Source organism: Acinetobacter terrae (genome assembly GCF_013004375.1).
GTDB classification, from domain to species: domain Bacteria; phylum Pseudomonadota; class Gammaproteobacteria; order Pseudomonadales; family Moraxellaceae; genus Acinetobacter; species Acinetobacter terrae.
In genome coordinates this window covers 143,800-170,464 of record NZ_JABERI010000005.1, presented here as the reverse complement: position 1 = coordinate 170,464, position 26,665 = coordinate 143,800, and the positions used below count along the sequence as shown (strand labels likewise).

General features: G+C 41.1%; 25 protein-coding genes and 1 pseudogene. 13 read left to right on the top strand and 13 right to left on the bottom strand.

The window, feature by feature from the left end:
• Positions 1-33: 33 nt before the first annotated feature.
• Positions 34-1,584: a murein biosynthesis integral membrane protein MurJ gene (murJ, locus tag HLH14_RS03555; protein ID WP_171263080.1), complete on the top strand. Its 1,551-nt coding sequence runs from the start codon at positions 34-36 to the stop codon at positions 1,582-1,584.
• 186 nt (positions 1,585-1,770) lie between these two features.
• On the opposite strand, the gene HLH14_RS03550 is transcribed toward murJ, so the two are convergent.
• Entirely contained in the window at positions 1,771-1,929 is a 159-nt protein-coding gene (locus HLH14_RS03550) for a DUF1328 domain-containing protein (RefSeq protein WP_067725328.1), read from the bottom strand.
• Positions 1,930-2,122: 193 nt separating this feature from the next.
• Between HLH14_RS03550 and HLH14_RS03545 the strand changes: the two genes are divergently transcribed.
• Positions 2,123-2,575 carry a YcgN family cysteine cluster protein gene (locus HLH14_RS03545; protein WP_067725330.1) on the top strand — a complete coding sequence of 151 codons (453 nt, stop codon included), beginning with the start codon at positions 2,123-2,125 and terminating at the stop codon, positions 2,573-2,575.
• Positions 2,576-2,701: 126 nt separating this feature from the next.
• Here the strand turns inward: HLH14_RS03545 and HLH14_RS15915 are convergent.
• A pseudogene (locus HLH14_RS15915) lies at positions 2,702-3,288 on the bottom strand (EAL domain-containing protein).
• 63 nt (positions 3,289-3,351) lie between these two features.
• Positions 3,352-4,839: a sensor domain-containing protein gene (locus HLH14_RS03540; protein WP_235940459.1), complete on the bottom strand. Its 1,488-nt coding sequence runs from the start codon at positions 4,837-4,839 to the stop codon at positions 3,352-3,354.
• Positions 4,840-5,140: 301 nt separating this feature from the next.
• On the opposite strand from HLH14_RS03540, the gene HLH14_RS03535 reads away from it, so the two are divergent.
• Entirely contained in the window at positions 5,141-6,415 is a 1,275-nt protein-coding gene (locus HLH14_RS03535) for a replication-associated recombination protein A (protein WP_131272050.1), read from the top strand.
• 200 nt (positions 6,416-6,615) lie between these two features.
• Here HLH14_RS03535 and purC read toward each other — a convergent pair whose 3' ends face one another.
• The 3 genes from purC to dapA are packed head-to-tail and all read right to left on the bottom strand — an operon-like array spanning position 6,616 to position 8,890.
• Positions 6,616-7,335, bottom strand: a complete 720-nt coding sequence (gene purC, locus HLH14_RS03530; protein WP_067725336.1) for a phosphoribosylaminoimidazolesuccinocarboxamide synthase — start codon at positions 7,333-7,335, stop codon at positions 6,616-6,618.
• Positions 7,336-7,371: 36 nt separating this feature from the next.
• Complete coding sequence (locus HLH14_RS03525) at positions 7,372-7,977, bottom strand: lipoprotein-34 precursor (NlpB) (RefSeq protein ID WP_086193769.1); 606 nt, start codon at positions 7,975-7,977, stop codon at positions 7,372-7,374.
• A gap of 13 nt (positions 7,978-7,990) precedes the next feature.
• On the bottom strand, positions 7,991-8,890 hold the full coding sequence (gene dapA, locus HLH14_RS03520) for a 4-hydroxy-tetrahydrodipicolinate synthase (RefSeq protein WP_067725340.1): 900 nt from the start codon (positions 8,888-8,890) through the stop codon (positions 7,991-7,993).
• A gap of 726 nt (positions 8,891-9,616) precedes the next feature.
• Here dapA and mhpT point away from each other — a divergent pair.
• From mhpT to HLH14_RS03505, 3 genes are all read left to right on the top strand, one after another.
• Positions 9,617-10,825: a 3-(3-hydroxy-phenyl)propionate transporter MhpT gene (mhpT, locus tag HLH14_RS03515; protein WP_171532697.1), complete on the top strand. Its 1,209-nt coding sequence runs from the start codon at positions 9,617-9,619 to the stop codon at positions 10,823-10,825.
• Between the two features lie 301 nt (positions 10,826-11,126).
• Positions 11,127-11,762, top strand: a complete 636-nt coding sequence (pncA, locus tag HLH14_RS03510) for a bifunctional nicotinamidase/pyrazinamidase (RefSeq protein ID WP_171532696.1) — start codon at positions 11,127-11,129, stop codon at positions 11,760-11,762.
• A gap of 99 nt (positions 11,763-11,861) precedes the next feature.
• A complete protein-coding gene (locus tag HLH14_RS03505; RefSeq protein WP_171532695.1) occupies positions 11,862-12,803 on the top strand; it encodes a bile acid:sodium symporter family protein in 942 nt (313 codons plus the stop codon).
• Between the two features lie 75 nt (positions 12,804-12,878).
• Here HLH14_RS03505 and HLH14_RS03500 read toward each other — a convergent pair whose 3' ends face one another.
• Positions 12,879-14,132 (bottom strand): hypothetical protein, encoded by a 1,254-nt coding sequence (locus tag HLH14_RS03500; protein ID WP_086193883.1) that lies wholly within the window; start codon positions 14,130-14,132, stop codon positions 12,879-12,881.
• A 77-nt stretch (positions 14,133-14,209) separates the two neighbouring features.
• Between HLH14_RS03500 and serB the strand changes: the two genes are divergently transcribed.
• From serB to HLH14_RS03485, 3 genes are all read left to right on the top strand, one after another.
• Complete coding sequence (gene serB / locus HLH14_RS03495; protein ID WP_131272056.1) at positions 14,210-15,430, top strand: phosphoserine phosphatase SerB; 1,221 nt, start codon at positions 14,210-14,212, stop codon at positions 15,428-15,430.
• A 422-nt stretch (positions 15,431-15,852) separates the two neighbouring features.
• On the top strand, positions 15,853-16,188 hold the full coding sequence (gene aciT, locus HLH14_RS03490) for a ciprofloxacin tolerance protein AciT (RefSeq protein WP_131272057.1): 336 nt from the start codon (positions 15,853-15,855) through the stop codon (positions 16,186-16,188).
• Between the two features lie 151 nt (positions 16,189-16,339).
• The gene (locus tag HLH14_RS03485) at positions 16,340-16,819 is read left to right on the top strand and encodes an SCP2 sterol-binding domain-containing protein (protein ID WP_131272058.1); all 480 of its coding nucleotides are present in this window, start codon (positions 16,340-16,342) and stop codon (positions 16,817-16,819) included.
• A gap of 135 nt (positions 16,820-16,954) precedes the next feature.
• Here HLH14_RS03485 and dtd read toward each other — a convergent pair whose 3' ends face one another.
• The gene (gene dtd, locus HLH14_RS03480; RefSeq protein WP_067725355.1) at positions 16,955-17,395 is read right to left on the bottom strand and encodes a D-aminoacyl-tRNA deacylase; all 441 of its coding nucleotides are present in this window, start codon (positions 17,393-17,395) and stop codon (positions 16,955-16,957) included.
• Between the two features lie 343 nt (positions 17,396-17,738).
• Here dtd and pncB point away from each other — a divergent pair, with 343 nt between their 5' ends.
• The 3 genes from pncB to asd all read left to right on the top strand — a co-directional run bounded on the left by pncB (position 17,739) and on the right by asd (position 20,755).
• Positions 17,739-18,944: a nicotinate phosphoribosyltransferase gene (gene pncB / locus HLH14_RS03475; protein WP_131272059.1), complete on the top strand. Its 1,206-nt coding sequence runs from the start codon at positions 17,739-17,741 to the stop codon at positions 18,942-18,944.
• Positions 18,945-19,058: 114 nt separating this feature from the next.
• Positions 19,059-19,907, top strand: a complete 849-nt coding sequence (locus tag HLH14_RS03470) for a sulfurtransferase (RefSeq protein ID WP_131272060.1) — start codon at positions 19,059-19,061, stop codon at positions 19,905-19,907.
• Complete coding sequence (asd, locus tag HLH14_RS03465) at positions 19,904-20,755, top strand: archaetidylserine decarboxylase (RefSeq protein ID WP_131272061.1); 852 nt, start codon at positions 19,904-19,906, stop codon at positions 20,753-20,755. Before HLH14_RS03470 ends, asd begins: the two co-directional genes overlap by 4 nt.
• 139 nt (positions 20,756-20,894) lie before the next feature.
• Here asd and HLH14_RS03460 read toward each other — a convergent pair whose 3' ends face one another.
• Both HLH14_RS03460 and argS read right to left on the bottom strand, forming a co-directional pair.
• Entirely contained in the window at positions 20,895-21,506 is a 612-nt protein-coding gene (locus HLH14_RS03460) for an SPOR domain-containing protein (protein WP_131272062.1), read from the bottom strand.
• Positions 21,507-21,527: 21 nt separating this feature from the next.
• Positions 21,528-23,318 carry an arginine--tRNA ligase gene (gene argS / locus HLH14_RS03455; protein WP_131272063.1) on the bottom strand — a complete coding sequence of 597 codons (1,791 nt, stop codon included), beginning with the start codon at positions 23,316-23,318 and terminating at the stop codon, positions 21,528-21,530.
• A gap of 197 nt (positions 23,319-23,515) precedes the next feature.
• Between argS and HLH14_RS03450 the strand changes: the two genes are divergently transcribed.
• Positions 23,516-23,800, top strand: coding sequence for a DUF2798 domain-containing protein (locus HLH14_RS03450; protein WP_131272070.1), 285 nt, complete (start codon positions 23,516-23,518; stop codon positions 23,798-23,800).
• Between the two features lie 356 nt (positions 23,801-24,156).
• Here the strand turns inward: HLH14_RS03450 and HLH14_RS03445 are convergent, their stop codons facing one another.
• The 3 genes from HLH14_RS03445 to HLH14_RS03435 are packed head-to-tail and all read right to left on the bottom strand — an operon-like array spanning position 24,157 to position 26,639.
• Positions 24,157-25,464 (bottom strand): DUF445 domain-containing protein, encoded by a 1,308-nt coding sequence (locus HLH14_RS03445; protein ID WP_171532694.1) that lies wholly within the window; start codon positions 25,462-25,464, stop codon positions 24,157-24,159.
• 30 nt (positions 25,465-25,494) lie between these two features.
• Positions 25,495-26,049, bottom strand: a complete 555-nt coding sequence (locus tag HLH14_RS03440) for a CC0125/CC1285 family lipoprotein (protein WP_171532693.1) — start codon at positions 26,047-26,049, stop codon at positions 25,495-25,497.
• A gap of 50 nt (positions 26,050-26,099) precedes the next feature.
• Positions 26,100-26,639, bottom strand: coding sequence for a DUF924 family protein (locus tag HLH14_RS03435; protein ID WP_171532692.1), 540 nt, complete (start codon positions 26,637-26,639; stop codon positions 26,100-26,102).
• Positions 26,640-26,665: the final 26 nt, after the last annotated feature.

The window sequence follows — 26,665 nt, the reverse complement described above, 5'->3', positions numbered from 1 at the left end:
TTTCTTTACAATAGCGACTTATTTTAAGACTAGGTGGAAACGATGGCGCTGTGGCGGTCGACCTTTATTGTCAGTGCAATGACCATGTTGTCTCGGGTTTTGGGTTTAGTCCGAGATGTGGTTTTGCTGAATGTGTTTGGTGCAGGTAAAGATTTCGATACCTTTGTGGTTGCCTTTCGTATCCCGAACTTCTTTCGGCGGCTGTTTGCCGAAGGGGCATTTTCACAAGCTTTTATTCCAGTTTTAACCGAATATAAAACCACGAAAACGCATGCTGAAGTTCAAATTCTGATTAGTCGGGTATTTGGTTGTCTCGCAACCTTTATGACCCTGCTAACTTTTATTGCGATGGTTGCTGCCCCTGCAATTATGTATATCTATGCACCGGGTTTTCATAGTGATCCGGAAAAATTTGCTTTAGCCACGGATATGTTCCGTCTGACGATTCCATATTTGTTATTTATGTCGCTGACCGCTTTTGCGAGCAGTATCTTAAACAGTTATGGTTCATTTTCGACCCCTGCCTTTGCGCCAGTTTTACTGAATGTCACCATGATTGCAGGGGCATGGTGGTTAACGCCATATATGGCTGAACCGATTATGGCCTTGGGTTGGGCGGTCGTGGTTGCAGGGGTATTGCAACTGGCCATTCAAATCCCGGAGCTATGGCGTAAAAATCTGCTGATTCCACCTAAAGTTGATTTTAAACATGAAGGTGTGGATCGCATAATGAAACTGATGCTGCCTGCACTCTTTGGCGTTTCGGTGACGCAAATCAATTTGCTGCTGAACACCATCTGGGCATCCTTCATGCAAGACGGTTCAGTGTCATGGCTATACAGTGCCGAGCGTATGACTGAATTACCTTTAGGTTTAATTGGTGTTGCGATTGGTACGGTTATCCTGCCATCGCTTTCTATGCGTCATGCCGAGCAAGATAAAACGAAGTTCCGTGGCATGATCGACTGGGCGGCCAAAGTAATTATGCTGGTCGGTATTCCCGCCAGTATTGCCTTGTTCATGCTATCGACTCCAATCATTCAAGCACTATTCCAACGCGGGCAATTCACCCTTGAAGATACTCAAATGACGGCATTGGCTTTGCAATGTATGAGTGCAGGGGTGATTTCCTTTATGTTGATTAAAGTCTTTGCTCCAGGTTTCTATGCGCAACAAGATACCCGAACACCAGTTCGTGTAGGCTTAATGGCTGTTGCAGCCAATGCGATTTTAAACGTGATCTTTATTGGCTTCTTTAAATTGATTCATTGGGAAGCAGAACATATGGCATTGGCCTTGGCATCTTCAGGTTCTGCACTGGTGAATGCCGGGATGCTGTATTTCTATCTGCACCAACGTAATATTTTCCGTTTTGGGGCGCACTGGAAAAAACTTTTCCTACAGTTTGCCATTGCCAATGCAATCATGATCGCTGCACTTTGGTATGCCTTAACTTGGTATAACGGCGATGTTTCGCAATGGATTCGTGTTTTCGAAGTAATCGGACTTTGTGTGGTGGGCGTTTTAGCTTATGCGATTGGTCTGCTCGTAACCGGGTTTAGACCACGTCATTTAAGACCATAAGGAATAGATAAAGAATCTATCCTTTATCCTGAAAGAGTGACCTGAATTAAATGGGTGAAAATTACTTTAATTTTGCTCAATTTAATTCAGGTTTTTTTATGATGCAAGAGCTGAATTTTTAATATGAAAAAAGAGCCTAAATAGGCTCTTTTGACGAGATTTAATATGTTTTTTAAACATGAGGAATTATATTTTTCCTCGGGAAAGGAAGCCGACGATTGCTAAAATAACCGCAACGACGAGTAAGATAATTGCAAAATCTTTAGATAAACCTGCGACACCAGCGAAACCTAGTAGACTGGCTATAAGTGCAATCACTGCAAAAATAATCGCCCAACGAAACATAAGCTTTCTCCATGTGTTGTTGTTTTCAAAGTAGATTCAGTATAGGGCGTAGAAATTCCTAAAAGTGTTATGCTTGTGTTTAAAAAATGTTCACTTTGACAGTAAATATATGATTCAAAGTAAAAATAACATCCATACATTGTGAACTTGAACACGTTATAATAATGCCTAACTTCTCCTTCTTTTTAGTTTTATGACTGAACAATTACGTCCGGAATTTTGGAAAAAATATCCTTTAGCGGAACTGAATCCCACCGAGTGGGAGGCACTTTGTGATGGCTGTGGTTTATGTTGTCTGATCAAACTGGAAGATGAAGAACTCGGCGAAGTGGCCTATACCAAAGTGTCGTGCAAACTTTTAGATTGTAAAACAGCGCGTTGTAGCAATTATGCACAGCGTCTTGACTATGTTCCTGATTGTATTCAACTGACTCCTGAAAAATTAGAGACAATTCACTGGTTACCACCGAGTTGCGCTTACCGCCGCTTAAAAGAAGGCAAGAAATTACCGTCTTGGCATTATTTAAATACCGGTACACGTGAGAGTGTAATTAAAGCGAAAAAGTCGGCAGCAGGACGCTGTATTTCAGAAGTCGAAGTCAATGAAGATGATCTTGAAGAATATATTGTCCGTTGGGTGCGTTAATCTGATTGGCTCAATAACTTAAAAACGTCTGTTTGGATATCATCTCTAAACCATGTGGTCTTAATAAGGCATTAGTATCCGCATAACCACTTGTTTTTCGAGAAGATTTTATAACATAGTTACGGCTTAAGATTGAGCTATCATCACAGGTTGTAACAGTTGAGTGGCATTAGTAGAGGGCATGGGACGATAAAAATAAAAACCTTGTCCAGTATGACAATCACATGCTTTCAACGCATCCACTTGTTCTAAATGTTCGATACCTTCAACCAATATCTCCAGGGAAATGCTGGCACCAATTTGGCTAATCGCTTTGACAATGGCCAATGATGAAGGGTCATCGTGGATGTTTTCTATAAAGTTACGATCTATTTTAAGGCAATCGACCGGATAGTTTCTTAAGCGTGTTAAAGATGAATGTCCTGTACCAAAATCATGCGAATAGCTGCTTGTTTTAATAGCGTCAGTGCGCGAATGACATAGTCAGAGCCACGTTCCGAAAGGCTTTGTTCAGTAATTTCAATTTCAACCATTTCATGGGGAATATTAAACTGAGCGAGTCTGTTTAAAAGCGTTTCTGCGTAGTTATCTCTTAAGAATTCGACCGGTGCGGCATTGATTGAAATGGGTAAAAGTTCCAGTCCAGATTCACGCCATTCGGTCATATCATTAAACACTTTTAACTGCATGATCTCGCTGATTCGCGTTGCCAGTTCATAGTCCTGAAAAGCTGAAAAAATATGTGAAGGAAGTTGGATTTGATCTTCTACATCATATCAGCGCAGTAAAGCCTCAAAACCGGTGACTGTTCCATCTTTCAGACTGACTTTGGGTTGATAGAACGGAATAATTTTATCATTGTGGATAATGGCTCGGGCGAGCGAGAGTTGTTTGGTGGTGAGCTCTATGGTCTGGAACATGGCACGCTTAAACATTTGGATACCACCGCGACCGCTGATTTTAAGATCATTGAGTGCTACATCTGCACATCGCAGTAAATTTGAACTATTTTGTGCATCGCGAGGATAAATGGCACAGCCGACACTCATCCCGCCATTAATATATTGTCCTGCATAGCAAATCGGGATATCCAGCTGTTGCCGAGCTGTTTTTGCAATTTCGAATAATTCAGCTTCATCGTTCAGATGAGGCACAATAATGGCAAATTCATCCCCGCCTAGGCGTGCAACAACGATTTCATCTTTAAAACAATCACTGAAACGTTGACCTAAAATCTGCAGCAGATGATCGCCCGCGATATGTCCCAGAGTGTCATTGATATGCTTGAAATAGTCTAAATCAATCAGCAAAAAGCCAATCGATTGGTTTTGATGGCGTGCATTTTGAATGGTCTTTTTGAAAATTTTATTAAATGCCCGGCGATTATATAAACCGGTTAATTCATCTATTTCGATGAATTGTTGCAGGCTTTTTTCAGCAATTTTTTGTTGGCTAATATCTCGAGAGACACAGAGAATGCTTTGTATTGAACCATCTTCATTTTGCACCGGGGTTAAAATATTATCCCAATATTGCGGCCTTTGACCTGGAATGATATTCATGCCATCAAAACGAACATTTTTACCTTTTGCGACATGAGTTAAAGCCTGTTGTCCTGAATTTTGAATATTCTCAGGCAATAAGTTGAGCCAAGGCATACCAAACTTTTTTTCACTTAGCGGTACACCTAAAGCAAGACAACCTGAACGATTCATATGGCTAACACGGCCATCTGGTGTCAAAAGCTTAATACAATCCATGCTGGCATCGAGCATTTTGCTTTGTGCATGAACCTGTTGATTCAGTTCAAATTGCTTTAAATAGTGATCATGAATGTCGGTTGCTGTAATCATCCATTCAGTATTGTCTAAATTTTGCGGATGTTGCACGGTAATCAAACACACCCGATAGCCCTTTTCATGATGTTTAATCCGGCATTCTTTTTCGAAAGTTTGTTGTGTTTTTAGGGCTTGTTGCCAAAGAATACTGAAATGTTCGAAATCTTCAGGGTGAATGAATTTTTTACAATCATCAGCGTCGTGTAGATTAAGATTGATACCAATATAGTCACAAAGCGCTTGATTATAATAATGTTTATTCTGTCTATTTTTCACCCAGATGAGTTGCGGTAATTGATCTAATACATTTTGAAGAATTAAATTTTCTGTATTTAATTGAGCATTATTGGCTTGAGTGGTGTGATCTGGCTTAATTTTAAAATTCTGTGTAAGCGGTACTGGCTTGTTTTTGAAAATATATTTCATGCAGCTCACCCATTAAAAACGACCAAAATGTCAAAAAGCGTCATGCATTTCACGCAATGATTATGTACTTCATAAATAAGAAGTGGAATTATTAAGCATATTTTTCTTAATATTGATTATCACAGTAAATCTACTTGGTTCTATTTAAAAGTAAATTCAGACAACAGACACAATAATGATCAATAATATTGCCCATCCTTTTAAAAAACAGTATGATTTTTTTGTAAAACATTTCAATTGAAATACGCGATATTAAAATTACATAGTAGACTTGTTTTAAGCACACTCAAGAAATAACAAGATGTCAGATAGTCATATTCCACTTCCTGAACGGCTTCGTCCGCGTGATTTATCAGAAATTATTGGTCAAGATCATTTATTAGGTGATCAGGCTCCTTTACGCCAAATGATTGATCAAGGGCATTTACCCTCGATTATTTTTTGGGGTCCACCGGGAGTCGGGAAAACCACTATTGCTTTGCTGCTTGCACAGGCGGTTGATCGAACTTTTATCAGTTTATCTGCCTTGAATACGGGCGTGAAAGAACTCCGTGAAATCATTGCTGAAAGTGGTGATTTACTAAAACCTGTGGTGTTTATTGATGAAATCCACCGTTTTAATAAGTCACAACAAGATGCCTTATTGAATGCAGTGGAAAAGGGCAAAATTACGCTGATTGGTGCAACCACAGAAAACCCTTCCTTTGAAGTGAATAGTGCGTTGTTATCACGTTGTCAAGTGTATAGCCTGAATGCTTTAGATGCTGATGCGATTCAAACTTTATTGAATCAAGCATTGCAAAATGATGCTTTTTTAAAAGAACGATCTATTCAAATTGAAGAATATGAAGCACTGATTCAATTTGCTGCGGGAGATGCACGTAAGGCACTCAACCTGCTCGATCTCATCGCCAGCACCTTTGAACCAGAACTTGAAAATATCATTACCAATGCAATTGTGGTGAAAGTCGCGCAGCAGAACATTGCCCGCTATGACAAATCCGGTGAGCAGCACTATGATCTGGTTTCTGCTTTTATTAAGTCGATTCGCGGTAGTGATCCGGATGCGACATTATATTGGATGGCCCGCATGCTTAAAGGCGGTGAAGATCCGGTTTTTATTGCACGTCGTATGCTGATTGCAGCGTCTGAAGATATTGGTAACTCCAACCCGAACGCCTTACTTCTGGCAGGAGAATGTTTCCGTTCGGTACAAGCCGTGGGTATGCCGGAATGCCGGATTATTTTGGGGCAATGTGCCGTGTATTTGGCAACCAGTGCCAAAAGTAACAGTACTTATTTAGCCATTAACAAGGCTTTAGATTTAGCTGAAAAAACCGCGAATTTACCCGTACCATTGCATCTACGAAATGCACCGACCAAATTGATGAAAGAGCAGGGCTATGGCGTGGATTATCTTTATCCGCACAATTACCCAGAGCATTTTGTCTTGCAAGAATATTTGCCGCCTGAATTGAAAGGCACAAAGCTATATGAGTCAGCTCGAAATAAACGTGAAGTGGAAGGTGAAAAACTTCAACAACGTCGTTGGCAGCAGGAACAACAACAGCAGTAATAATTACATTAAAAGGTTCTGAAAAGAGCCTTTTTTAATACTTTATATTTTATCGAGAATAATTTTTTGTTCACTTGGTTTCGATGAATATACGCAGTCTTTTTTATAGAAGCCTTAGATATCTTAAAATCAATTTTGGATCATGAATTCGCAATAAAAAACCGAGCCATCAGGCTCGGTTTTTTGAATCAGCGTACTGATTAGATATCAGAAAGATCAATACCTAAACGTGTAGCTACTTCTTCATAAGCTTCAACAACACCGCCTAAACCTTGACGGAAACGGTCTTTGTCGAGTTTTTTCTTGGTGTCTTTGTCCCATAGACGGCAACCGTCTGGAGAGAATTCATCACCAAGAACAATACGGTCATGGAACACACCAAATTCGAGTTTGAAGTCAACAAGCAGCATGTTGCCTTTGTCGAACAAATCTTTAAGTACGCCATTTACTTTATAAGTCAGTACTTTCATTTGTTCAAGTTGTTCAGCAGTCGCCCAACCCAAAGCAATCGCTTGAGATTCGTTGACCATTGGATCGCCAAGAGCATCGTCTTTGAAGAACAATTCGAAAGTAGGCGGAACAAGCTCTTTACCTTCTTCCACGCCTAAACGACGGCACAAGCTACCTGCTGCGTAGTTACGAATCACACATTCAACAGGAACCATTTTCAATTTTTTCACTAAAACTTCAGTCGGAGAAAGAAGTTTTTCAAAGTGAGTTTCAATGCCAGCAGCAGCCAATTTTTCCATGATGAAGGCGTTAAAACGGTTGTTCACCTTGCCTTTACGATCCAGCTGTTCGATTTTTTCGCCGTTAAATGCAGATGCATCGTCACGGAAGACTAGGATTAGGTGATCTGCACTGTCTGTTTCATAAACAGATTTCGCTTTACCAGTATAGAGCAAGGTTTGTTTCAACATGGGGGAACCTTTTTCAAAAAAAAATGCCTAGTACGACTAGGCTGGCCAATTTTGGTAAATCTGGGTTAACAGTTCTGCAGCTTTTTCTTGGTCTGCAAAGCTATTATCGGCATTGAACACAGCTATGTTGTTGCTTGTTCCTACAGACGTCAGTCTTAATACATAGATCTGTTGATCTACCTTAATAGTTACTTCGTAACGATTTTTACTTTGACCAACAATGGTATGGTTAAGGCTGCTGAGGGTAGCAAGTGTGTACTGCCAAATTGTAGCAGAATTTCCATCAATTTTGAGCAATGGATTTTGATTTCCATCACGTACTAATTGTGGACGACTGACATTTGTGCTGTCATCTTGGCTATCTGTTGGCGCATTTGCCTGAGCTTTGTCAGGGCGAGGTAGAGCAAAACGGTTGCCACGTTTATTTTCAAGCTGAGGCGCATGTTCAATCGCAAGTGGGTCAACCATCGGAGACGGATACAATGGCGTTGCAGGTCGAACCATTGAGCCTTCAGGATATTTCAGGGGTTCAAGGGTTGCAGTATTTTTATAATCCAGTGAACCATTGCTGATTCCCATTGAACTACAACCCACTAAACTGAATGCTGAAAGTGCAAGGGTTAAACCAAAACGTAATTGCATAGTGTTGTGCTCTTTATTTAATGACACCAGAAGCGCTCAGTGCTTCACGCAATGGTGTACGATATTGTTCTGCAAGAGGAGTTAATGGTAAGCGAATACCGGTACCAATTAATCCCATTTCATGAAGTGCCCATTTCACAGGAATTGGGTTGGATTCACAAAATAGAATATTGTGTAAATTTGCAACTTTATTATTTAAAGCTTCAGCGCGTTCTGCATCACCTGCAAGTGCAGCAGCACACATCTGGCTCATTTCTTTCGGTGCTACATTGGCAGTCACAGAAATGTTGCCTTTTGCACCGAAGCCCATCAACTGGTATGCAGTGGCATCATCACCCGAGTAAACGGTCATGTCTTTACCGTGTAACCCTTCAATAAGCGCTTGACCACGAGGTACATCACCGGTTGCGTCTTTAATCCCAATAATTTGCGGGATGTCGGCAAGGCGAATCACCGTTTCATTTAACATGTCGACGCCAGTACGACCCGGTACATTATAAAGAATTTGTGGTAAATCAACGGCTTCAGCAATAGCTTTATAGTGCTGATATAAGCCTTCTTGTGTAGGTTTGTTGTAATAAGGTGTGACAAGGAGCGCTGCATCGGCCCCTAGTTCTTTGGCTTCTTTGGTGAGTTCGATCGCTTCATGGGTTGAGTTCGCACCCGTACCTGCAATCACAGGAATACGTTTGTTGGCTACACGAATGATTTCGGCGATGACTTTTGTGTGTTCTGCCATGCTTAAGGTTGAAGCTTCACCAGTTGTGCCTACAGCAACAATACTATTGGTACCTTGTGCTATATGCCACTCAACGAGCTTTTCTAGACCCTTCCAATCTACGCTGCCATCTTCAAACATCGGAGTGACGATTGCGACAATTGAACCTTGGATGATCTGTGCTTGCTGAGTCATTTTGAAAAAATATCCTATTTGTCCATCCGGCTGAGGTAGAAAAACATAAATTTGGATGGGTGCGTATTTTGATTTATAGCAATTTCACTACGATTGAGCGTAATTGAATAATGCTTATGCAAATTATGAACGAACAAACGATGAAGAACAATATGCTTTAGTCAAACCATATAAAAACTTTATGAAAAGCAATGGAAAAATTTACTGAACAATACAAAAGTCAGCTTTTTTAAATCTGGCTCCACTAAAATTTTAATCAGCATCATATATAAGTGTCAGGTTGGTGTAGTTCAAAAGTACAGCTAAAGCTGTCATAAAAGTGCTTTAAAGCCAGTCACATTGGTAATTCCGGGTAAAAACATCAGGATTTAAGATTTAATAAAGATGAGCATAGACTTAAAAGCTATATAAACTAAGAGTTTAAATGATAAAAATCATCATCAAAAACTTGAGGAATAATCAGTTAAAACTATTAATCTATTTTTACCATTTTCGCGCAGGATGATTTTCAGAATTAAAATCCTGATTGTCGTGTTAAATTTTTTGTGCTGATTAATCGCGATTAAGTGTTTTTGCGACTATGAGTTATTGGGTTTAAAAGCGTTAAATATCCATTATTTTTGTTCATAAACTAGAGATTGTTCAACTTATTGGTAGTTATTTGTATTTCCAGACTCATGGATGATGGAGTTCTATTTTGGACACTGATTGAACAAGGATTTTCCAATGGAAAGATCAGATAACAGACATTCCGTCATTACCGTCGCGATTTGTTTTTTAATTGCAGTGATTGAAGGATTGGATATTCAAGCGGCAGGTATTGCAGCAGCCGGTATTCGTGAATCTTTTGGCTTAGATAGTTCGCAATTGGGGGTGTTTTTTAGCGCAGGGATTCTGGGTTTATTACCTGGAGCGCTGATTGGTGGACGATATTCAGACCGTATTGGTCGCAAAAAGGTACTGATTTGGTCGGTTGCAGTATTTGCCTTATTTACCTTATGTACCGTATGGGTAAACAGTTTTAATAGCCTTTTACTGGTTCGTTTTTTAGCGGGTGCAGGTTTAGGTGCGGCAATGCCAAACTTAATTACCCTTGCTTCTGAAGCCGTAAAACCTGAAAACCGCGGTCGTGCTGTGGGTTTGATGTATTGCGGTATGCCTGTAGGTGCAGCCATTTTGTCTTACATTGCGAGTTTAGATTTTGGTTCAAATTGGAAAAACATTTTCTATTTAGGCGGTTTGCTGCCGATTATTGTGCTTCCAATCATGATTAAATTCTTACCAGAATCACGTGAATTTTTAAAAGCGCAAAATACAACTCAAACGACTACAGTAACGACTCAAGGTTCTTTTAAAGATTTATTCAATAGCCAGAACGTGATGCGCACCTGTTTAATTTCAGTGAGCTACTTCTTCACCTTGATGGTGGTTTACATCATGTTGAGCTGGTTGCCTTCATTGTTTATGGAACTGGGCTTTAGCCGTAAAGAGGGTAGTACTGCACAGTTCTTCTTCATGATGAGTGCAACGGTTGGTACGATTATTCTCGGTATGCTGACTGACCGCTGGAAAAAAGCGTATGTGATTATCTTAATGTATGGTGGTATTTTGGCAGGTTTGTTCTGCTTGAATGCAGCAAGTTCATTGACGCAAATGTATATGGCTTCGGCATTGGTGGGTGCATTCGTTATTGGTTGCCAAGGTGTACTTTATGCTTTCGGTAGTATCGTATACCCAACTGAAGTGCGTGCAACAGGTGTTGGTATGGCATCAGCCGTGGGACGTGTTGGTGCAATGCTTGGGCCCACAATTGCAGGTCAGTTACTTGCCGCGGGTTTTGGTGCAGCAGGGGTCATTTCAGCAGCCATTCCTTGTATCGTGATTTCAGCTGTATTTATGTTAATTCTGGTTCGTCGCTTACAAACTCAAGCTTAATTTCTTGATGTATAAAATAGCTCGCAGATTGCGGGCTATTTTTTTAACTTAAAATTTATTTCTATCCTGCAGCCGCAAACAAATCAAAAACTTCCTGCTATGCTTTGAATCATGCATAGGATTAAACACATGCATAGTATTGAACATGCCTAGTATCGAAAACATGGGATCGAATTTGCCCAAGTCGCTTTATTATTTCAATCCACAGTCATTTTGTTTTTATCGCCCAGCCTCAATACTGCAATTTATTTTGTTATATGCTTAACAAAAATGACAACATGCAAATAATGGACTGCGAATTATGCAAAAAAATACCGCCTTGATTGTAGTAGATGTACAAAATGGTTTTACCCCAGGGGGTAATTTAGCCGTGGCACATGCGGATCAAATCATTCCGAACATTAACAAATTGGCGCAGTGTTTTGACAATATTGTGATTACCCAAGATTGGCATCCAGAAAATCATATTTCATTTGCTGAAAATCATCCAGCTAAACAGCCTTTTGAAACGATCAAATTAGATTATGGAACCCAAGTATTGTGGCCTGCGCATTGTGTTCAAGGTACGCCAGATGCCGAACTGCATCCAGATCTAAATTTACCCATCGCACAATTGATTATTCGCAAAGGTTTCCATGCGCATATCGACAGTTATTCTGCCTTTATGGAAGCGGATCAAAAGACCACAACCGGCTTGGCAGGTTATTTAAAAGAACGTGGCATTGATACGGTGTTTATCGTCGGCATTGCGACAGATTTTTGTGTGGCGTGGACGGCAATCGATGCCTGTAAATTAGGCTTTAAGGCTTATGTGGTTTCAGATGCGACCAAGGGCATTGACCTCGATGGTTCATTGCAACATGCCTGGCAAGATATGCTCGCAGCAGGGGTAAAACGTATTTTGGTCAAAGATATTATTCAGCAACAGGCATTATAAAGTGTGCAGTTAGGCGAAAGGAATCATCAATAATTTCTTCGTGCTTGTTGTAGAAGGTAACATTTAGCCCAGATGCTAGAATAAATATGGGATTGAATCATGTCAGCTTTTTTGCGCTTTACGCAATTTATTCAAAAAACCTTTGCCCTATGGGTGGTGCTGTTCGCGGGTATCGCTTTAATTGTGCCTGAAGCTTTTGTCTGGCTTAAAGTCTATATCACCTGGATGCTCGGCATCATTATGTTCGGTATGGGCATGACCATGACGGTAGATGACTTTAAAGGCATTTTACAAAGTCCCAAAGCGGTTGTGATTGGTGTTGTAGCACAGTTTGTGGTGATGCCGGGACTGGCTTATCTGTTGTGTCAGTTATTTCAATTACCACCCGAAATTGCGATTGGTGTGATTCTGGTGGGGTGTTGTCCGGGCGGAACAGCATCGAACGTGATTACCTATATGGCCAAAGGCAATACTGCTTTATCAGTCGCCTGTACTTCGGTGTCTACTTTACTTGCACCTTTACTCACGCCTGCCATTTTCTATTTATTGGCAAGTCAATGGATTGAAATTAATGCTGTGTCAATGCTGGGTTCAATTTTGCAGGTTGTACTTTTCCCGATTATTTTGGGTTTAATCGTTCGTTCAGTACTGAAACAAAAAGTAGATGCTTATATTCAAGTCATGCCACTGATTTCTGTAATTGCGATCGTTGCCATTGTAGCTGCCATTATTGGGGGCAGTAAGGCACAAATTTTGGAATCAGGTTTACTGATTTTAGGCGTGGTCGCGTTACACAATGGTTTGGGTTATTTACTGGGTTTTTGGGCAAGTCGACTGTTTAAACTACCTTATGCTGACAGTAAAGCCATTGCCATAGAAGTTGGCATGCAAAATTCTGGTTTGGGCGTCGCTTTGGCTGCGGTGCATTTTGCGGCATCACCGATTACTGCTGTGCCGAGTGCTATTTTTAGTTTATGGCATAATATTTCAGGACCCGCATTGGCGACATATTGGGCCAGTAAAGCCAATAAAACGAAATAGTGGTTTAAGAAATCTCTATTTTAAATAGACGAAAAAAAGCCGAGCACATCAGCTCGGCTTTTTTATGAATCTATTTTAAGATGCTTTGGACTGTTTGGCTTTTAGAATTTCAGTTCTGAAAGTCTGTGCCAATTCTGCCACTTCACTGTCCATCCCGTTCATCATAAAGGCATGACGGGTCAGTACATTGGTTGGATTTGGCAGGCTGACCAACTGGTAACGGTCAGAAATATCTTTGAGTAATTCATTCGGTAAATGAATTGCGCTTTCTTTTGCCGCCAACTGTTGAACCAGACGTTCTGCCGCTTGCACAGGAGTCAGGTGCATAGCCTCGACATGACTTGAAATTGCACTACGGGTTTGTAAAACAAAGCGCTTTTCTTCACGATAGCGTTTGTACAATACATCTGACAATAACTGGAATACGGTACTGATCATTACCAAGCATTGCACTGCATTCGGTGTTTCTACCGACATGCTGATGGTTGCGCCATGTTCATCAAATTTATGTACGGTCGAAATATCTGAACTGTTTAATTTATAGTGTTGAACACACAATTCAGCCGTTTTATTCAGGAAAATCTGACATAAATTGAAATAAGGAACGGATACTGTTTTATTGACCGAATCCAGAAGTTGTTTTGGATCATAAAACTGAATATTCAATGCAACACAATTGTCATCAAGAACGACAGGTTTAGATTCTTTAGTTTTGCTTTTTGCTTGGGCATTGTGCTGTGCTTGAGCCACTGCGACAGCAGCATTGTGTTGTTCTTGTTCTAAAGCTTGGGTTAGGGTTTGAATTTCATGTTTTAGACGTGATTCATTATTGATACGCGCCAAATATTCAGTTCGACTTGGACGGGCAATCGCACGATAAGCTAACCATAACAGGCCGTGAATCATTAGCGATAATAAAATTGCCAGCCATTGGGTACGTAAAATTTCACCAATACTGGATTGGATTAACGTGATTTCAATCGTGCCGACTTTCTTTTCATTTTGCAGTGCTTCACGAACAAAGACTTCACCTTGACGTGTTTTGGTTAAACCACCTGTTGCAAGCACCTGATTATTCGCATCTAAAATGCGAATAGAGGCAACACTCGGGTTGGTTGCATAACGGTCGGCTAATAAGGCCAATGACACCGTATTGGCAGGTTCAAGCTCGGATAGACTGTCTGTGACCAGTTGCGTGGTCATCAGCTGTCCCTGACTGGCGCGATTTGCATTCAGTTGGTGCGTAGTCGCAAGTACCAGTAAAAACGTGTGTAAAGCAAAACTTACAATCAGTAGGCTAGCAAATAGCCCTTGTCTAGGCGCATTCAACGTAAACTTCCAAGGCATTTATATTCAAATTCGATTATGATTCTTACAATAGTTGTAGCTCAGATCCGAGTCAATTCATGCGAGAAATCATTCTTATATCATTTTTGGGACCAGACCAGCCTAATCAATTTACACGATTAATGCAGGTATTGTCCGTACATTCCTTACAAATTTTGGATGTTGGACAAGCCGTCATCCACAACCAACTGACTTTAGGTATTGTTGTTTCGTCAGATGACCAAACTGCTACAGCATTAGCCATGAAGGAGATCTTGATTCTAGCACATGATATTGGTTTAACTGTGCGCTTTAAACCAATCTCTACATCAGAATATGATCAATGGGTCAGTGAGGGTGGGCAGACCCGTTATATCGTGACTGCACTTGCACCAGAATTAACCGCATCACAATTACAAGCAGTCACCAATATTGTGTCTAACCAAGGTTTTAATATTGAAACCGTAACGCGTTTGTCGGAACGTCCAAAGCTAACGGGTCAAGCCGATGGACCAAAACGCTCTTGCGTACAATTTGGTTTGAAAGGACAAATGTTGGATGCTACTGCAATGCGTGCAGCTTGCCTGCGTTTATCGACTGAACTTAATGTGGATGTCGCAGTTCAAGAAGATAATGCTTACCGTCGTAATCGCCGTTTAGTCTGCTTTGACATGGACTCCACTCTGATTGAACAAGAAGTCATTGATGAGTTGGCGATTGAAGCAGGGGTGGGGGAGCAAGTCGCTGAAATTACTGAACGTGCGATGCAAGGGGAACTTGATTTCCAACAAAGCTTCCGTGCCCGTGTTGCCTTATTAAAAGGGATGGATGCTTCTGTTTTACCTCAAATTGCAGAACGCTTAACCGTTACAGAGGGCGCAGAACGCCTGATTTCTACCTTGAAAGCATTGGGTTATCGAACAGCTATTCTGTCAGGCGGTTTCCAATATTTTGCTGAATACCTGCAAGAAAAATTGGGTATTGATGAAGTGCATGCCAATTGCCTGGATGTTGAAGATGGCATCGTTACAGGCGAAGTTAAAGGTCATATTGTCGATGGGGCACGTAAGGCATTTTTACTGCGTGAACTTGCTGAACGAATGGGCATTTCACTGGAACAAGCCATTGCTGTAGGGGATGGTGCGAATGATTTGCCGATGCTGTCCATTGCCGGTTTGGGTGTGGCATTCCGTGCCAAACCATTGGTTCGCCAAAATGCAAATCAGGCCATTTCAAGCGTAGGTTTAGATGGTGTGTTATATCTACTCGGTGTGCACGATAAAGACCTGAGTCGTGCCTAACTCTCATAGCTAACTATTGAAGTTTATTGACAAAACGCGACATTAATGTCGCGTTTTTTGTTGTAAAAAGAGTCAAAACACGATGAGCGGTTAACTTGGGGTGCTGATAAAAACAACAATCAATCCATTCGTAAAAAATATTTTTTTAATGCTTTTAAGGCGTTGTTTTTTTGTAATGACACGGCAAGTCCGTGCCCATCTCACTTCCAGAAAAAGTTAAAAATAAAAAAATGTAATGACAAAATAATGTTGCGACAAGGTGTGTCGCTTTCTGAAAATACAAGACTTTTTTTCTGTAAAAAACTACGCATAATGCTTGCATAGAGATTGATATAGACATATTCATCATTTATTTAACGGTATCGGGAATCAGGTTTAGACAAACATTCAATGTCCAAATCTTATCTTAGACGGAGGTTTTTATGGTTACAGCGAATTTAGCGACCATCGTAGGCTTAAGCTTGATTGCGGCTGCTTTGATAGCTGTTTTCTTCTCGCCTTATCGTCGTTTGTTAAGCTTTATGTTTGCAGGTATGCTGTTTTGGGGATTGATTGAAGTTGTCCGCCTCAGTACACAAGTGGTATTTGAATTGCCCATGACCTATAGCTATCTTACTGCGTTAATGTCAGCAATGGTTGTGGTGGTCATGCTTTTGTTACGCGAAGATCGTCGTGCAGAACGTGCTTTGACTGAACGTCGTTGTATTGAACATACACCTGTATATGAAGAAGACCAGCAGCACTGCTCAAGCCGTTAAACCGAAGGATTCAATAATTCTAAAAAAGATGTGCCAGGAGCACATTTTTTTTGTTCGTTCAATATTGTTATACAAAGCCTTACTTCAAAAAACATAACTTATGTTAGGATAAGTCGTCAATTTTCCAACAATTACAATAGGCTTAAATGTCATGAAACTATCTTCGATTCCTGTCGTAAAATTACCACTGGTCGATGTAAGCACGGATCCGCTTGATTTATTAGTTGCGGGCTTGGCTTTGCGTATGAAGCAATTGGCTCGTACCAGTCCAAAATTTATTGAGTTAGTTCATGAACGTCAATTCCGTATTCAAATCGGTACAGATTTGGGTGTTGCGCGTCAAATTATCGTAAACAATGGACAAATTGATACTGTGTCTGGCGATGCTGAAAAAGCTGACTTCATTTTGCAGTTTGCAGACAGTGAGCAAGGCGTAAAAACCTTAATGAAAGGCGATCCAACCGCTTTCATGACAGGCATGCAAAATGGCAGCATTAAAATGGAAGGCGATTTCGGTCTTTTGGTTTGGTTTAACAAAGTAGCCAAACTGATTCCACCAAAATTACCAAAACCGGTACAAGAAAAAGTGAAATTGGTGCGTTCATTTATTCGTGAGAAAACCGGTAAATAAGATTTTATACCTTTCATTCCCCCTCCTTTTTAAAAGGTGAGAATCCTCAGAATATATTCTGAGTTCGCAAGAGGGGAGGATTAAAGCAAAAAGCCCTCAAATGAGGGCTTTTTTATGGAGGATGGATGGTGTCGTTTATTCAACTTCCAGGTTAAAGGTCACAGGGCCATCATTGACCAAATGCACTTTCATATCCGCTGCAAAAATGCCGGTTTGCACATTCTCAAATTGTGATTTGGCATATTCAACCAATTGTTCATAAAGTGCTTTGGCTTCACTTGGTGGCATCGCTGGACCAAAGTCAGGACGCAAGCCTTTTTGTGTTTGAGCCATGAGGGTGAATTGCGAAACCAATAATAATCCGCCACCCGCTTGACTGACATTCCAGCCCATCTTGCCTTGTTCATCATCAAAAAAACGATATTTCAAGATTTTGTCGATCAGCTTTTTGCCCTTTTCTAGATTGTCTTCTTTACCTAGACCCAGAAACACCAAAATGCCTTTTTCAATTTCACCGGTGGTTTCACCATCGACCACAACTTTTGCTTCAAGAACTCGTTGCAATAATGCACGCATATTTTAACCAAATCAGTTATTTCAAATTTGCTGTGAATTGTAGCAAATAGGTGCTTAAAGGCTTTAAAAACTCGTGTTTTGTATAGGTGAATTTAAAAAATCTAAATGAATAAATAAAGATGAAAGTATCTTTTTACAATCTGTGCTTTAGAGACAGTATTTTTAAAATGGTTAAGCGTATTTTTAAGACGGATTGGCGTGCTTTAAAAGGAGTAAATGTTATTTTAGTCATTGATAAAAGAAATATAACTTATTCAATAGTTTCTTGTATTTACGAAAACATTGGTTTTATAGTGAAAAAAATATGCTTTAATGCGGATAGTTGATAAAAACTGAAAGTTATATGTCCGCAATCATTCATTCCTTATTAGATACCGACCTGTATAAATTCACCATGTTACAGGTGGTTCTGCATAAATTTCCTCAAACCCATAGCGTCTACCATTTTCGTTGTCGCAATTTAGAAGATACCGTTTATCCACTGACGGATATTTTGGATGATTTGAATGAGCAGCTCGATTATTTATGTCAGCTCAAGTTTAAAGAAGATGAGTTGCAATATTTACGTAGCTTGCGTTTTATTAAAAGTGACTTTGTCGATTACTTAGAATTATTCCAACTGAAACGACGCTTTATTAAAGCCAGTATTGATGATCAAGGCCGTTTGGATATCTGGGTTGAAGGCCCGATGGTACAAGCGATGATGTTTGAAATCTTTGTGCTGGCGCTGGTTAACGAATTGTATTTCCGCCGTATCCGTACTGATGAGGTTTTGGCAGAAGGTGAACGTCGTTTGCAGGCCAAAGTGGCTTTGCTTAAAAAGTACGAACAAGAACAAAATCCAAATGATCCACCGTTCTTAGTGTCTGACTTTGGTACTCGTCGTCGTTATAGTTATGCCTGGCAGAAACATGTCATTACCGAGTTTAATCAAGCCTCACCCTATATTTTCCGTGGTACCAGCAATGTATTAATTGCCAAAGAACTGGGCATTACCCCAATTGGCACCATGGCACATGAATTTCTGCAAGCCTTTCAAGCTTTAGATGTGCGCTTACGTAATTTTCAAAAACTGGCTCTGGAAACCTGGGTGCAGGAATACCGTGGTGATTTAGGAATTGCCTTGACTGATGTGGTCGGAATGGATGCCTTCCTGCGCGACTTCGATTTGTATTTTGCCAAACTGTTTGATGGTTTGCGTCATGACAGTGGCGATCCCTACGAATGGGGCGATAAAGCCTATGCACACTACAAAAAACTAAAAGTGGACAGCAAAAGCAAGATGCTGACCTTTAGTGACGGGCTGAACCTGGAAAAAGCATGGAATTTGCATCAATACTTTAAAGATCGTTTCCAGGTGAGTTTTGGTATTGGCACTAACTTAACCAATGATTTGGGGCAAACTCCATTAAATATTGTGTTGAAATTGGTGGAATGTAATGGTCAATCGGTGGCTAAAATTTCTGATAGTCCCGGAAAAACCATGACCGATAATGATACTTTCCTGGCTTATTTACGTCAGGTGTTCCAAATCACTGAAACTAAATGACAGTGCCTTTTCTATAGCTGATTTTTTGCTAAAAGAATGCAAAAAATCAGCATAATAGTGAAAATGAGTTGTGCTAAGATCATTAATGTTGATCTAAATAAAACTCGAAAAAGTATGACTGTTTCTGCATTTAATTTTGGTCTGCTCATTGAAGCAGAAGAACTCTTGCCACATCTGGGTAATGAGAAATTACGTATTGTCGATTTAAGCCGTAGTTCTGTTTATGATCAATTGCATATTCCGCATGCGATTCATGTCAAGCCTAAGCAGCTGGTTCGTCAAGAAGAACAAGCTTCAGGTTTGCTTCCCGATATTGATGGCTTGAAAGCACTGATTGAATATTTAAATATTTCTCCAGACCATCACGTGGTGGCCTATGACGATGAAGGTGGTGCATGGGCAGGACGTCTGATCTGGAATTTGCATTGCCTTGGTTTTGAAAATACCAGTTTGCTGAATGGTGGTATTCATGCCTGGTTGGCTGCGGGTTTTCCAACTTCTTCAGAGGTCGAAAAATTAGCCCCTGTTGACAATTTGGTTGGAATTAACCAAGCTCAAATTGATCAATACCGTATTGAATACCCACAACTTCTTGAAAAAGTTCAAAACAATAAAACTCAAGTGTGGGATTGCCGCACTGAAGATGAATACACAGGACTTCGACTCGCAGCGCGACGCGGCGGTCACATTCCAAATGCCCGACATTTTGAATGGAGTACTGCCCTTAATCGTGAAAATCATTTAAAATTACAACCCTTAGAACGCACTCAACAACGCTTGGAACAATTGGGATTCAATTTAAACGAACCTGTGGTGGTCTATTGTCAGTCACATCACCGTTCAGGTTTAGCTTATATCTTGGGTCGATTACTCGGTTGGAATATTCAGGCTTATGATGGTGCGTGGAGTGAATGGGGCAACCGCCTCGACAGTCCGATTATTACCGGAGAGTTACCGTCTTGAGTTTCGCATCACGTTTAAAAAAACAATTATTTATTCAAGCACAACGTGTTGTGCCACAACACCAATTATCACGTGTGGTGGGGAAACTCGCAGCCAGTGAAAACCCGATTGTTAAAAATACCGTCATTCAGGCTTTTAAAGCCCAATACGGTATTGATATGTCGATTGCTGAACAAGGCGATGCATTGAAATATAAATCGTTCAATGAATTCTTTACCCGTTCATTGAAAGAGGGTGTACGTGCGATTGATGCTGATCCTAACAGTGTGGTTTCACCTGCGGATGGTGCAATTTCACAATTAGGCAAAATTGAAGATGGCGATATTTTTCAGGCTAAAGGTCAAAGCTTTTCGGTGGAAAAACTGATTGCCGATCCACAACTGGCTGAACCGTTTAAAAATGGTCAGTTCGCAACCGTGTATTTATCACCTAAAGATTATCACCGCGTGCATATGCCTTTTGCGGGAACTCTGACTGAAACTTTATATGTGCCCGGCGAATTGTTCTCGGTGAATCAGACGACTGCGGAAAATATTCCGGGTTTATTTGCACGTAATGAACGTATGGTGTGTTTGTTTGATACTGAACTCGGTCGTATGGCTGTGGTTTTAGTCGGTGCCATGATTGTTGCGGGTATTGAAACAGTTGCGACAGGTAAGGTGAAACCAACAGGTCGTCTGGAACTCAACCAGCACAACCTGTTCCTTGAAAAAGGTGCAGAGCTAGGGCGTTTCTATTTGGGTTCTACCGCCGTGATTTTATTTGAACAAGATAAAATGCAGTGGGATGCAGCATTCAAAGCCAATTCAACTGTAGTAATGGGTGAAGCTTTGGGGCATACGGTTTAATAATATTCCTCCTCCCTATGGGAGGAGGTTAGGTGGAGGGGCTTTTAAGTATTACCTCTCCCTAACCCTCTCCTAGCAGGAGAGGGAATTTAAGCTATAAAAAAGCGCCTCATTTGAGGCGCTTTTTTACGAATTCAACTTAGCGTTTCACCACAATAGAATCAATTCCGCTGCGCTGTAAAGTTTGCTGTGCAATCAGTGCGGCATCAGCAGAATCATAAGGACCGGAAATCACCCGATACCAGGTTTGACCATTTTCAACCGATTTAACCACATCGGCAGATAGACCATTCAAAATAATTTCAGCGCGACGAGCATCGGCACTATCTGGATCAGAATAGCTACGAACTTGAAGAATATAACTTGGCTGATGGGCAACAGGAGCTTCAGCGGTTTCAAGGCCTGGCTCAGTGGCTTCCGTATTAATCGTCGGTTTTTCTTCCGGTGCTTCAACAATCACCACAGTTTCTGAGTTTTTCGTTTCAGGTACAGCCTGATCAGGAATAGGCGTGACTTGCTGTTGAGGCAATAAATCGTAGAAACGATAGTCCTTGTTGGTGTCTTCTTGGTAATGTTCAGAATTAATCTGATTCTTCGGCTGAACAGGTGCCCACGGTTTCCATAGCATCAACGCTACAGCAAAACTCAGCACGATTAAAATGACGACAAGTGTTCCAAGCCATGCCGGAATCAATGGCTTTTTAGGCTTATTCGGTCGCTCAGATACACCGCGTTGCGTTTTTCCAAACACGTGGACTTCCTTTTATTTTAATTACATGGATGTAGGGGCAGATACGCCTAATAATTCTAAACCATTACGTAAGACTTGTTGTACATTTACTGAAAGGAGTAAACGTGCTTGCGTGAGGTCAGCATCATCATTGAGTACTTTATGCTCATTATACCAACCATGGAATAATGCTGCCAATTCTTTCAGATAGTTCCCTACTTGATGCGGCTCAAAACTGTTCGCTGCACGAATCACAATTTCAGGATACGCGGCAAGTTTCGCTAAAATTTCAGTTTCAGCATCAAGATCAAGTCTTACTGCAAATTGACGTGCATTCACGGCATCAAAATTAACATCGGTAGACGCTGCTTTTTCAAGCATACGACAAATACGTGCATGCGCATATTGAATGTAGTACACCGCATTATCTTTGCTTTGTGACACAGCAAGGTCAAGGTCAAAGTCAATGTGCTGTTCAGATTTACGCATCACATAATAGAAACGCGCAGCATCATTGCCGACTTCTTTGCGAAGGTCGCGTAAAGTGACGAACTGACCTGAACGAGATGACATTTGCACCATCTCACCGCCACGCCATAGGCTGACGAACTGAACCAGAAGCACAGTCAATTTTTTAGAGTCATAACCCAGCGCATCAATCGCAGCTTTTACACGTGCAATATAACCGTGGTGGTCTGAACCCCAGATATCCACGATATCGGTATAACCACGTTGTAATTTATTTAAATGGTAAGCAATGTCAGATGCGAAATACGTGGTTTGACCATTACGGCGTTTGACGACACGGTCTTTTTCATCGCCAAATTCAGTCGATTTAAACCAGATGTTGCCGTCTTGTTCGTACAAGAAGCCACGTTGATCTAAAGTTTCTAAGGCTTCATCAATTTTTTCAGTTAAAGAAGCTTCGCTAAACCATTGGTGGAAAGTTACACCGAATTCACCAAGGTCATCTTTGATGTCATCAAGAATGGCTTTTAATGCCGCTTGATGGAACACGCGATAGCCTGTGCCAATCAAGTTTTGCGAATTATGAATTAAGCCATCGATGTGTTTTTCTTTATCGCCTGAAAGTACAACTTTGTTGCCATCTGCATCAAGCTCCTCTGCAAATTGTACATCTTCAGGTACATCTTTATAGACATCAGCAACAGGTCGTACATAAGCATCGCCATCTTTGTCGATAATGCTTTGTGCAATTTCTTTAACGTAGTCACCTTGATAGGCATTTTTAGGGAAGACCAATTCTTGACCGGTTAATTCCAAATAACGTAAATATGTTGATGTTGCGAGGATGTCCATTTGACGGCCGGCATCATTGACATAATATTCACGATCAACTTTTGCACCCGTTGCTTCAAGCAAGTTCGCGACAGTCATACCATACGCTGCACCACGACCATGACCTACGTGCAGGCTTGAAGTCGGGTTAGCTGAAACGAATTCCACCTGGATGCGTTTTTCAGCATTGGCTTGGGTACGACCGAATTGATCTTTTTGCGCCTGAATCTGATCAAGGACAGTAAAGCGTTGGTCGGCATTTAAAAAGAAATTAATAAAGCCAGGACCCGCAATTTCTGCTTTGCTGATATCGGCAACTTCAGGAAGACTGGCGAGGATTTTTTCCGCTAGATCACGAGGCTTCATGCCTGCAGCTTTAGAACCCATCATTGCGATGTTTGATGCGAAGTCGCCGTGGCTTCGGTCTTTGGTTCGCGTTAAGTTGCCACTGTTATTAAAGTCGGATGGGAGTACACCTTCGGCTTGAAGAGATTGCACTGCATGATCGAGAGCTGCTTGGATTGCCGTATTCATAATCAGTCGAAAAATAAACGTCGCGGAAAAACAGTAAATATAGCAAATTTCACCGTCTTTAGGTAAACCCATTTGTATTGAATGAATCTTGTCCGACAGTCTACCTAAAGGGGCAGGAGATAAAACAAGGAAAAGATCCCAAAAAGCATGATTTATGGCATATTGGAGGGCTTAAAGGAATGAACAGAACAGACAATATGCGACCTGAACGCCCAACGATTATCGGCAATATTCCCAAACTTCCAGCAAAATGGGCCATGGTGGTGATGCCGTTTATTTTATCCTGCCTGATGAGTGGCATTATTTCCTTTATTAATATGCTGCGTAATCTGGGTTGGATCGACGGTTTTATGAATTTATGGTTCCACAACTGGATGATTTCTTGGGCTTTTGCTTTTCCAATTGTATTAACACTACTACCTTTTGTGCGTAAATTGACAGGCAAACTGGTAGATCTGTCTGCTGTGAATCCACCGAAGTAAAGCAGACATTAAAGTAAACTTTTTTTATGAGTCTTTGTTTGATCAATACAAATCGTTCGTAAAGCTAAAAATAAAAAAACAAATTTTAGAAAACATTGGATTCAAGAGTGTGGCATGGATGCCACACGTTCCCCATCACGACAAGGATGTCGTGTATGGCGGAACAAAAGGTTTTTGTCTACTTTTGACCTTTCAAAAGTAGAGGTAATGCCTACGCAAAGTCATAAAAACTGAATCAATAAACTGAGGCAGTGCGGGTTTTAAAGAATCGAATATTGAACATTTTTTGATTTATGCAAGTTATCTAATATATGGTGTGTGTGCAGAAGACATTTTTCTTTATCTTGCACACATTTTTACAGAATTAAATCCACCAAGGCGCGAATAATCCCAAGCACCAAACCAATAAATGCACCCACCACCACGCCATTGACGCGGATCATGTGCAAGTCGCCACCGACTTCATTTTCAATTTTGTCGATCATTTCTCGTGAATCCCATTCATGAATCCGTTCGCTAATAAAACGAATGACTTTTTCACTGTACTGGTCACTTAAATTAACCGCTATCCCACTCATACGGTCATTCAGTAACTGACGTACAGCAGGGTTGGAAATGATATTTTCACCCACTTGCTGAATGGCAACTCTTAGGTTTTGTGCAATGCCTGAATCTGGTTTGAGTAAGTCAGCTTTAATCGCATCACAGAGAATGACTACCGCACCGCTAATAAAATTCAGCACTTGTGGACTATCCAGCAAGGCATCCTTGGTGCTATTTAAGCGATGACTGGCACTACTTTCATCGTCCGCCAGTTCCAGCATCAATTGATGTCCCATGTCTTCAATTTTTTGACGCCAAGGATGCTGCGGGTCGGCAAGCATCGATTCAACCCGTTCAACCAGTGAATCAATGGTGCGTTGCTGTACATCAATGCCAATCCAGCTTGCGCCTTTGGCCAGTTTCCACACTCCCAATTCTTTGAACAATGTGCGAGTGAGTTGACGGGTTTCTTCGGGATGGGACATCACCCATTCATGGGCTAAATCGAGTCCACGTTGTAATACATCCTGATGGAAGTCATTCTCCAGCACCGCGCGCAGCATTTCACTGGCTAAGGTATTGATTTGGGTATTACGAACCCATTGCACGCTATTATTTTGAATAAAGCGTCCAATTTGTTCCTGTCCCACAAATTCAAAAATTTTCGGCACAGTTTGCTGAATGACTTGCGTGACTTGAGAGTTATTTTCAGCTTTGGCAAGCCATTGTCCAATGGCTAGACTGATATCAGTACTTTGTAGACTTTTCTCGACCACTTGTGGCGATAAAAAATTTTCTTGTACAAAACGTCCCATCGACTCGGCTATTCGCGCTTTATTGCGCGGAATAATTTCGGTGTGATCGAGCATGAATTTAGGAATCGGCATTTTCCCAAACGGGTTGCGAAATAGTACGGTAATGGCATACCAGTCCGCTAAGCCACCCACGACACCGGCTTCAGCACCGAGCATGAGAATATGAATCAGCCACACATATTCAGGAATCAGCTTGGCAACCACCATCAGCACCAACCATGTTACAACAGCCATGATTAATGCAATGGTGGCAAAGCGTTTACTGCGTTGCAAACTAGGCGTTGGGGTCGCTTCCGCTGTGGTCATGCAGTATTCCTGTTTATGTGTGGCGCATGGTTATTTTGTTTTGGCTGGCAATGGCGGTGCCAAGACTTGTCCAGTCGGACTGAGTCCATATTTGGGTCCTAAAGATTGTAAAATCAAATAGGCATCGAAGGCATCACTGGGTGCTTTTTTCTGATCTTTATAGCATTCAATGGTATAGGAAACTTGTACCGGGTCAATAGTGACCACGCGTGGCATATCATAAAACGGGTCAGGCCAGAAACCCGGGTAACGGCGATAATATCCGTATGGGTAGTACATTGGGCTTGAGTAGACCACAGCCTGGCGTGGTGGCTGGTTACGATTACTCGGATCATCCATCACTTTAAAATAGCGAAATCCGTTTTGTACGGTGGTTTGAGCGGCTTTTACCAGAGTGATTTCTTCCGCTGTACCAAAACTCATATTGGGACGGGCCTGGAAACTGATGCGATAGGATTGTGCATTTAAAGGCGTATTGCTGAATTGACCCAATTGGTCAAAAGTCAGTGGTTTTGAAGGTGTTGTTGCACAGCCAGATAGGGCAATTGCCACTACCATGCTTAGACCCATAATGCTGTTCTTCATGTTAAACCTCCATACAATTTACTGTGCGAGGGAGGAGCCACAATAAATTTTTAGAAACTGCTGTTGGGTTGGGTTAAAAATTCGAGCTCTTCTGCAGTCGAGGGACGCGCTAAAATTTGATTGCGGTGCGGATAGCGCCCGAAACGGTCAATAATGGCTTTATGCATTTTCTCGTAATCCAGATTCATTGGATTACCCAGTCGTTGAAATAATTTTAACGCGAATTCGTGGATCAATTTCGATTCACTGTGCATAAAGGGCATGTATAAAAACGCACGTTGTTCCGGACTTAATTGTTTATCTAAATCCAGGCTAATGGCTTCTTGGGCAAGTGTCAGCGCTAAAGCATCTTGAGCAAAGGCCTGCGCTTGATCCCGGAACAAATTACGCGAAAACTGGTCCAGTACAATAATTTCAGCCAAGCGGCCTTCGGCGGTTTTACGCCAGGACCAAAGCTCGGCTTGTGCGGCTTGGTGGTGAATATCACGAAACTTTTGATTAATTAATGCATCAAAATCAGCACTTTTTGCAAACCATAAGGGTTGTACTTCCAAGTTAAACCAAAAGTCCAAAATATCCCGATAATTCATAATATTTACAATTCTTTAGCACTTAT

Coding starts and splice junctions, on each gene's coding strand:
- argS (WP_131272063.1), bottom strand. CDS start 23,318: ATGAATACGGCAATCCAAGCAGCTCTCGATCATGCAGTGCAATCTCTT.
- HLH14_RS03505 (WP_171532695.1), top strand. CDS start 11,862: ATGTCAGCTTTTTTGCGCTTTACGCAATTTATTCAAAAAACCTTTGCC.
- HLH14_RS03540 (WP_235940459.1), bottom strand. CDS start 4,839: ATGAAATATATTTTCAAAAACAAGCCAGTACCGCTTACACAGAATTTT.
- HLH14_RS03545 (WP_067725330.1), top strand. CDS start 2,123: ATGACTGAACAATTACGTCCGGAATTTTGGAAAAAATATCCTTTAGCG.
- HLH14_RS03525 (WP_086193769.1), bottom strand. CDS start 7,977: ATGCAATTACGTTTTGGTTTAACCCTTGCACTTTCAGCATTCAGTTTA.
- HLH14_RS03470 (WP_131272060.1), top strand. CDS start 19,059: ATGACTGTTTCTGCATTTAATTTTGGTCTGCTCATTGAAGCAGAAGAA.
- purC (WP_067725336.1), bottom strand. CDS start 7,335: ATGTTGAAACAAACCTTGCTCTATACTGGTAAAGCGAAATCTGTTTAT.
- dtd (WP_067725355.1), bottom strand. CDS start 17,395: ATGCGTGCATTATTGCAACGAGTTCTTGAAGCAAAAGTTGTGGTCGAT.
- dapA (WP_067725340.1), bottom strand. CDS start 8,890: ATGACTCAGCAAGCACAGATCATCCAAGGTTCAATTGTCGCAATCGTC.
- HLH14_RS03445 (WP_171532694.1), bottom strand. CDS start 25,464: ATGACCACAGCGGAAGCGACCCCAACGCCTAGTTTGCAACGCAGTAAA.
- pncA (WP_171532696.1), top strand. CDS start 11,127: ATGCAAAAAAATACCGCCTTGATTGTAGTAGATGTACAAAATGGTTTT.
- HLH14_RS03535 (WP_131272050.1), top strand. CDS start 5,141: ATGTCAGATAGTCATATTCCACTTCCTGAACGGCTTCGTCCGCGTGAT.
- HLH14_RS03450 (WP_131272070.1), top strand. CDS start 23,516: ATGCGACCTGAACGCCCAACGATTATCGGCAATATTCCCAAACTTCCA.
- HLH14_RS03485 (WP_131272058.1), top strand. CDS start 16,340: ATGAAACTATCTTCGATTCCTGTCGTAAAATTACCACTGGTCGATGTA.
- pncB (WP_131272059.1), top strand. CDS start 17,739: ATGTCCGCAATCATTCATTCCTTATTAGATACCGACCTGTATAAATTC.
- aciT (WP_131272057.1), top strand. CDS start 15,853: ATGGTTACAGCGAATTTAGCGACCATCGTAGGCTTAAGCTTGATTGCG.
- serB (WP_131272056.1), top strand. CDS start 14,210: ATGCGAGAAATCATTCTTATATCATTTTTGGGACCAGACCAGCCTAAT.
- mhpT (WP_171532697.1), top strand. CDS start 9,617: ATGGAAAGATCAGATAACAGACATTCCGTCATTACCGTCGCGATTTGT.
- HLH14_RS03550 (WP_067725328.1), bottom strand. CDS start 1,929: ATGTTTCGTTGGGCGATTATTTTTGCAGTGATTGCACTTATAGCCAGT.
- HLH14_RS03435 (WP_171532692.1), bottom strand. CDS start 26,639: ATGAATTATCGGGATATTTTGGACTTTTGGTTTAACTTGGAAGTACAA.
- HLH14_RS03440 (WP_171532693.1), bottom strand. CDS start 26,049: ATGAAGAACAGCATTATGGGTCTAAGCATGGTAGTGGCAATTGCCCTA.